Below are 8,420 nucleotides of genomic sequence, written 5' to 3' on the forward strand. Positions count from 1 at the left end.
GTTGTTTCTCTTTATAATGCTGCGGCAAGATCTTTTGACTTATTCTTTGGCACTTTGTCTGCCTCTTTTGCCTTGATCTCTGCCTTGGCTTTTTCCAGTCTTCCATGGATTCCACCTTTTACTTCCACTTTTTCGGCTGCTTTTTCTTTCTCCAAACGTGCTTCCCTACGCTCAGCATTTTCCATTACTGCGGTCTTTTTATCACAGAACTGAACCTTATCCGAAAGCTGTTCCTGTCTTTCCACCTGTGTCTCATTGACTTCCTGTACCATCGCATTTAATTCCGGAACCTGAAAAATGCCGTTATCAGGAAGAATCAGCACTTCATGAATGGAAGATGGGATGACAAAGTAATCACTTCCCAGGCATTCCCCAATCTGTTTACGAATATCTTCCTGCAGTAACAGGGAAGCTCCATTCATCTTAGCTTTGTTTGTCAGACAGAACATTGGGTTTTCCATGGCTTCCATATCCATTTTTTCATTCAGCAGGTTTTCTGGTTCTTCACCAAAAATCATAGATTTGATAATCTCATTCATATCCATAAGTGTGACACCACGTTTTCGGTCTGCCACCATCGCATTCGCTTGAATCTGTTCGGCAGATACTCCCCACTCGTTCATCAGAGAAACAGTTACCGGAATACTGCTGATCCCTTCTCCATTTTCCTCCAGATTTACTGCATAATAAGCTGCAAAATCTCCGTGTTCTGTGACTACTTTATCTGCAAGAAGATCGGTATTCCATTCCTTATCACAAATTCTCATCTGTAATTTGTCCTTCATCTTTTCATAATCCAGAATATCTGGAACTCCCATATCAAAAAATTCTGCTTTTCCCTGTGCCTCAATACGCATATCAGCCACATCGCCAACACAAGAGTCTACATCTTTTCCATGGATATATTCCTGGTAGAGGGAATCCAGATAGACTGTCGGTACGATTCTCTGATCTCCGTTTGGAATCGTAATACCTGTCAACTTCAAACCGTTGTTTTTTTCTACTTCCTGAAGTTTAATTTCTGCGTCCTTATAAGACTCTGGCAGATACTCCTTTACATTGTCTTTGACATATTCATAAAATTCTTTTCTGTTCATCATACGCTTTTACCCCTTTCTGATCATGTGATGGTTCATTCTTTTTCTGCTGACCATCTGCTCGGCTTTCTTCTGATAAGCCATCATTCTCTTTACTGTTTTCTCCTGGTTTTTTCGTGCTTCCTGTCTTTTTTCCATTGCTTTCATCATAGTTTTCTGTTCCTTTCTGTGATTTTTTTGTATGAAAAAGGGAGCCTCACATAGAAGCTCCCAATCATAACCGTTGGTTTTAGTTTCCTTATTTCCTTTTCCTGCTGATATAAAGTCCTGCCATACCTCCTGTGGAGATTACAAGAAGCAAGATTGGCAGCCAGATATTCGTGCTGTCACCTGTTTTCGGTGCGTTTGATACCTTTGTCTCTTCATGGGACTGTGGTATATCCGGTGTGTTCGGTGTTTCTGGAACTTCCGGTTTCTCATTTGTCAGATTAAAGGTAACTTCTACAACCGGTGTACTGTCATCTGCATAGGCAAATGTCACTTCATGCTTGGTCTGATCCAGTGTGTATCCGTCCAGTGTTTTTGTTTCCACCAGATAATACTTGATTGCTGTATCATATTTGCCGTTCTTAAATGTGGCAATCTCATACAGCTTACTTTCTGCATGACCGGCAGCGTCTGTCTTTAAGGTTTCCAGTACCTTTCCTTTGCTGTCACGGAGTTCAAATTCTACCCCTTTCAGCGGTTCTCCTGATGATTTATCTGTCTTATTGAGAATCACTTTTCCCTTGGCAGTGTCATCTTTCATAGCTACTTTCTGGATCTCTCCAGTATCCTTTACTTCAAAACTAACATCCGATGTCAGAAGATATCCTTTCGGTGCCTGCTCTTCACGTAGGGTATATTTACCGATTGGAAGTTTTTCGATATAGTGTGCTTCCTCTGTGGAAGTCCAGCTCTCTACTACCTGATCATCCTCATCGAGAATCGTCAGTTTCGCACCTGGAATCTCAGTTTCTCCTGTGATATCCGTCTTACTGATCTCTACTTTTGTCACATCATCTTTCATCTCATGCTTCTGAACCTCTGCTGTATTCTCTACTGTGAAAGTAATACTTTCTGCAGTGACATATCCATCTGCCGGTTTTGTCTCTGTCATGGTGTATTTCTTACCAACAACCAGTTCTTTGATCACATGGGATTCTTCCGTAGAAGTCCATTCATCTACTGTATTGCCATCTGAATCCGTTACTTTCAGGTGTGCACCTGGAAGTTCTTTACCTGTTGTCAGGTCTGTTTTGGACAGCTCCACTGTGGTTGGCTGATTTTCAAAAGTAAAGTCGTAGCTTACTTCTGCCTGGTCTTCTCCGGCATATTCAAAGGTAAATTCCTGTACTTCTTCTGTTGTAACAAATCCGTCCGGCGCAAAGATTTCTTTCACATAGTATTTTCCGTCTACCGGAAGATCTGCCGTAAAAGTAATCTGTCCTTTTTCATCCGTTACCCGCTGCTCGATCAGACTGTCTTTCTCAAGGAGTACCTCGCCCTTTGCATTTTTGATATCTTCACTGGTATAAAGACCAAAGACACCACCTGCAAGAACACGTTCTGTATCTTTTTCTTTCTTCAGAACCGTAACCTTTACTTTCTGACGGGCATTCTGCCATTTCTCATCATAAGTGATGACTGGTGTGTCCTGATCACGGTAGGAAAGGTCAACATATCTCGGCTCTTTGTCCAGCACATAACCATGGGCAGTTTTTACTTCCTTCACATAGTACTTGCCAGCCGGTAGATCTTCCATCTGTGCAATACCATTAGAATCCGTAGTAATGGTTCCTACTTTTTCATCTGCTTTGAAATAATCTTCACTGACACCATCTGCCGCTTTGATATCTTCCGCAGCAAATACATCGAAAGTTACATCTGTAAGACTTCCAGTTACATATTCAAAGAGATGCTCCACAGTACCTTTTACATTGTCCAGAAGTGTCACTTTATCCAAAAACTCTCCATTTTTGTTGATGATCAGAAGTCCTGTCGGTACTTCATCTTTCATCTCTACTTTCTGAATCTCTGCGGTATCTTCCAGCGTGAACTTCACATCCGTTGCTTTCAGATAACCATAAGGTGCCATTTCCTCACGAAGGGTGTATTCCTCACCAACTGTCAGTCGTTTGATCACATGTGGCTGATCTTTTACAGAAGTCCACTGATCCACAACATTTCCTTCTTTATCAAGAACGGTGAGTTTTGCCCCATCCAGCTCCACACCTGATGTTACATCAGATTTCGTGATTTCTACTGTTGTCGGCTGGTTCTTTTTCACTGTTTTCAGTTTTACTGTCTTCACATCCTGTCCCTGATAAGAAGCATCCAGATTCAGAACTTCATCAGAGGATACAAATCCCGCCGGTGCTTTTAACTCTTTTACATAATACTGTCCAAGTGGCAGATCCAGCGTACATGCTGCAAGACCACCGTTATCAGAAGTCATTTCCTGTAAGAGTGTGTCTGCTTTCACGATTACTTTTCCATCTGCCTTGATATCTTCTTTGTTATAGATACCAAAGACAGCTCCTGCTACGGTTGCACCATTTTCTGCATCCTGTTTTTCTATCTGGATTGCAACTTTCTGTCGGTCATCACCAACAGTCACTTCCTGTTCAATCACAGGTGTATCCTGATTGGCATAGACAAATGTGACATCAGATCTGTCATGGTTCAGAACGAATCCTTCCGGTGCAGTCTTTTCTACCACATAGTAAGAACCAAGCGGCAGATTCTCTGCAACTGCTTTTCCGTCTTCTCCGGTCGTTACCGTTGTTACCAGTGCATCTTTTGCATAGATCAGCTGTCTGTTTCCGTTTTCATCTTTCTGATAATCCGGCGTAAAGATATTTTCGGCTGCATAGACATTAAATGATGCACCTTTCAGGTATCTTTCTTCATAAACAAAATCCTTTTTTAATCCGGTCAGCATCTCACCTTTTTTATAAATCGTCAGCTTTCCTTTTACCGGATGGTTCTCGTAATCTACCGTAATAATGGCATCTCCGCTCTCAGAATCCATCTGATATGCTGTGTTTGCATCCACCGCAATCTCTACATAGTTCTTGTTAATTGTGTACCCTTCCGGTGCGTTGACTTCCTCAATCCGGTAATGTCCGATCTTCAGATTCTTCGGCATGATCAGATATCCCTGGCTGTCCGTAAAATAGGACTTGTGAGTGGTTGTCACTGGGTAAGTTGTTACCTGTTCCACATACTTTTTGTTGTCCAGGTCATATACCTTAAATTCTGTTCCTGCAATCAATACGGATTTCTTTGTTTCATCGTCTTTTTTCACGATTTTCAGTTTTGCCTTAAACTCTTCATCCAGAAGCACTCGCCAGATCTGTGGCTCATTTGGATGATGCTCTGTGATATTCACTTCAAAATCATCGACCGGCTTGTAGTTGTGCGGTGTTGTTGTCTCACGCACGATATAGCTTCCAAATGGTAATGGAATACTGCAGGCATACCCTTTTTCATCTGTGAAAATCTCAGTAGCTCCATTTTCGCCACTCACTACTGGTTTGGCAGAATCAAAATCATAGCTTCCATCTGCTTTCTTTGTAAGGGAAGATTTCAGATAAACTGTAAATCCAGCTCCGGATAACAGATCTGCATCGGTCTTTCCATTGTTGGCTGCTTTGATGATCTGGAATGGCTGCTTGATGACCTGCTCACTGGAAGTGCACTCTCTTTTTACTTCTGCTGTCATATCTCCTTCATAACTGCACATAAGATCATGCTCTTCTGTATCTGCCAGGTATCCAATCGGCGGAGTAATCTCTTTGACATAATATTTGCCAAGATATAAGCCATTTACAGAAGACTGTCCTTTGTCATCTGTTGTAAGAGAAGCCACCTGTTCTCCTGCTTTATAAATATTTCCAGTTGCTCCATCCGGATGCACGATATCTTCACGGGCATACAAACCATAAACTGCACCTTTCAGTGTGGCATCTCCCTGTGGTACTGCTTTTCCTGTTTCTTTATCAACTTTGAATAAATTGATCTTTGCTGTCACACGGTCATTGCTGAAGGTATGGGCAAATGATACGGTTGCTTCTTTATCATTGGTGTAAGAAAACTTGAACGTATACACATCTTCTGTATTTCTTACATAGCCTTCCGGCGCCTGATCTTCTTTTACAGAATAGGAATATCCAATCGGAAGATCTGCTGTAAATTTTGCAGTTCCATCTGCTCCAGTAGTTGCTTTCTCAATCAGTGTTCCTTTTTTCACAACAACGGTTCCGTCTGCATTTCTGATATCATCGGATGCATACAGAGCAAAAATACCGCCTTTCAGTGGTTTCTTGGTGTCTTTATCCTGTTTTACTACGGAAACATCTGCTTTCTGTCTCTCGTTGTTAAAAGTCACATCTGCAAATACAACTTCTTTGTTCTGACCAGCATAAGTTAGAGTCACTGACTTTTCTTCGCTACCGTTATAGAAAGAGTCCGGTGCTTTTGTTTCTTTTACCACGTAGGTTCCAAGATGCAGGTTTTTCAGTGTGACAGAACCATTCTCACCTGTTGTCAGGTTTTCTTTTACAAGGTCACCTTTGCTGTACATTTTTGTGCCATAAGCTGTTACGATATCTGCCCCGGCATACACGTTATATACTGCATTTTTCTGTCTGCGGTTTTCATACTGAAATACAGTTCCATTTTCACTGACATCTGCCCCGGTAAGAACCTGTCCTTCTTTGTAAATGGTAAGCTCTGCCAGCTGTTCCTTATTTTCCACGGTTACAGCTGAGGTCTTACTTGCTACCAGTTTTACATTTGTTGCCGTTGCATTTACTACATATCCCTGTGGTGCTGTGATCTCTTTCAGATAAACAGTATCCTGTGTCTTGATGATCGTAACAGAAGATTTTCCATTCTTATCTGTTGCCGGCATCTGAGTGATCAGCTTTGTACAAGCCTCATCGCTGTATACACCGAATACTGCACCTGCAAGATTGACATCTGCTGTATCGTCTTTCTTTACGATTTCGATCGTAGCCTGTTCAATCCAGGATACCTTTAGGCTTACATATTTTTCATCAGCAACACCTTCTCCAAATACAAATGCCAGATCCTGAACACTTGCATTCGTAGTCAGTTTATATGCTGAGTAATCTTTTGTAATACTTCCCTTCATTTTTGCAGAAAAAGTAGCATTTACATCTTTTGTCTGTGTCAGAGGCGCTGAAAGATAAAACGTGGTTCCTCCTCCAATTGTTACGCTTGCACCTGCCGCACTTACATTTCCAGTAGATACATTATGGAGCTTTACTCCTTTTGGTAAGTCCATTGTGATTTTCTGCTGGGAAGATGCGTTGAACTGAATGTTCTCCGTTCTCTGAACATTTCCATCTACATAAGCTTTTACATCCGGCTTTGAAAATGACATCGCTACATCTGGTATTTCCGGCTTATTCACACAATAATTATAGAGTTCTTTTGCCAAAGCCTCTCCTGTAGCATTGGTTCCGTAAAATGCATCACTACTTCCGTTGGCATAGGATGCAGCCATGTGAATAATGATGAATCTTTTTCCTTCTGAAAAATCCGTGTGTTTATTAGCGAAAAAACTTTCGCTTCCTGCGGCGTCTGTACCGTAATAACACACTTTTGCTAACGCCTGATTGTCTCCAATCTTTGTGATTGTATAATTTCCAGATCCTGGTCCAGGTTTTGCTGGCTGTACACAATACGCAGTTGCTCTAACGCTTCCGTAGCTGATATAGTACGGCTCTGTCAGATAGGTTCCAAGATTATAATCTGCATATCTATACAGTGGTCCTTTTTCAATTGTTACCTGCTGTGTACTTCTTGCTGAATAAGCTGAAACTGCTTCAAAGGTTGCAATCTCTCCCTCTTCCATAGCATCAAGATCTACACCTTCGTCTCCTGCCTGTTCCAAAACATCATGAAGCTCTAACCCTGATTCTTCATCATAGGTATCCTGATTCTGTGCCTGCTCTACCAAATCATCAAATTCATCAGCGTCAATATCGGTAATCTCCGAGTCTGATTCTGACTCCTCCGTTTCTTCTGTCTGCTGTTCACTGCCAGCTGTTTCGGACTCAGTCACTGCTTCACTCCCTGCCGCCTCTGTCTGTACTTCTGTTTCTTTATCACGCACAATCAGTTTTCGGCTGATCTGGTACTTCGGATGCTCCTGATTTACCGGTTCCACATAATAGACCGCTTTGTAAGTGTCCGCATGATCTGTCGTAAAATCCTCATTCTTTTCGTTCTTTGCTTCCTCAAATGTGACTTTGACCTTGTTATCATCCTTGATTTCCAGTCCCGTGTAATCTGATTTCACATCAAATACACTGCCTGTTTCAATTTCATAATCTTTGGCAGTCACCACCTCATCTTCATCCAGAAGGTCTTTCACTTCCTCATAAAGTGGAGGTTTTTCCTCTGGCTGGATCTCCGCTGCATATGCAGTCATCGGAGATAACACTGTACTAAGCATTGTCATGCCTGCCAGCAAGCCAGATACTACTTTTCTAAAATTACCTTTTTTCTTCATGCTAAGGTCCTCTCTTTCATATATTTGTATTAAAACAGACAGTCCTTAGACTGCCTGCAATACACTGCTTATCGTTGCGGGAAACTCAGATTGAACTGCACATTTCCCTCGCCGGGATCAACCATCTCCACTGTTGCTTCATACTGTCTCCCTGTTTTTCTGGATACCAGATCCTTATAATGGATTTTTCCTTTAGACAGGAACTTCTTTGCTGCCGCCTTATCCATCTTTTTCCCCTGGCTTGCAAGGAATTTATCATTCTTCCATAAGGCAAAAGCACAGTTCCGGTCAGAACAGTAAAAGTTTACTTTTCCTTCCCTGACATCAGCTCCACAACGGGGACATTTACCAATGACTTCTCCTTTTGCTTTTCCCTGAAACTGCTCTTTCTTTTCTTCTGAAATCCCCTGATATCTGGCAACCAGTTCCTGCATCAGCTCTGTAATCCCATTTAGGAATTCATCTGCTGTCCCTGTATTCTGGGCAATGTGATTCAATGCCATTTCCCACTCTGCTGTCATCTTCGGAGATTTAATCTCATCCGGCAGAACCGTAATCAGTACATTGCCATCATCTGTCGGCACCAGATTTTTCTTTTCCCTTTTCACAAATCCAGACTGAATCAGTTTTTCAATGATTGCTGCCCTTGTTGCCGGTGTGCCAAGTCCTTTCTTTTCTGTATCTTCGGTCAGTTCTTCATTCCCTGCACGTTCCATCGCAGAAAGCAGGGTATCTTCTGTGTACTGTTTCGGTGGCTGTGTAAAATGCTCCGATACAAAAGAATCACAAGGACCGTA

General features: G+C 41.9%; 4 protein-coding genes. All 4 read right to left on the reverse strand.

The features are described from left to right. Positions 1-11 precede the first annotated feature (11 nt). Positions 12-1,100 carry a DUF5688 family protein gene (locus tag AC04Q6_RS17965; protein ID WP_144167203.1) on the reverse strand — a complete coding sequence of 363 codons (1,089 nt, stop codon included), beginning with the start codon at positions 1,098-1,100 and terminating at the stop codon, positions 12-14. A gap of 6 nt (positions 1,101-1,106) precedes the next feature. Further along, the gene (locus AC04Q6_RS17970) at positions 1,107-1,247 is read right to left on the reverse strand and encodes a hypothetical protein (RefSeq protein ID WP_008688072.1); all 141 of its coding nucleotides are present in this window, start codon (positions 1,245-1,247) and stop codon (positions 1,107-1,109) included. An 88-nt stretch (positions 1,248-1,335) separates the two neighbouring features. Continuing rightward, positions 1,336-7,623, reverse strand: a complete 6,288-nt coding sequence (locus AC04Q6_RS17975; protein ID WP_476389802.1) for a SpaA isopeptide-forming pilin-related protein — start codon at positions 7,621-7,623, stop codon at positions 1,336-1,338. Between the two features lie 68 nt (positions 7,624-7,691). Then, positions 7,692-8,420 (reverse strand): DNA topoisomerase (locus AC04Q6_RS17980; RefSeq protein WP_476389803.1); only part of this gene is annotated, 729 nt, incomplete at its 5' end.

It is taken from the genome of Blautia sp. HA9023 (assembly GCF_056504095.1).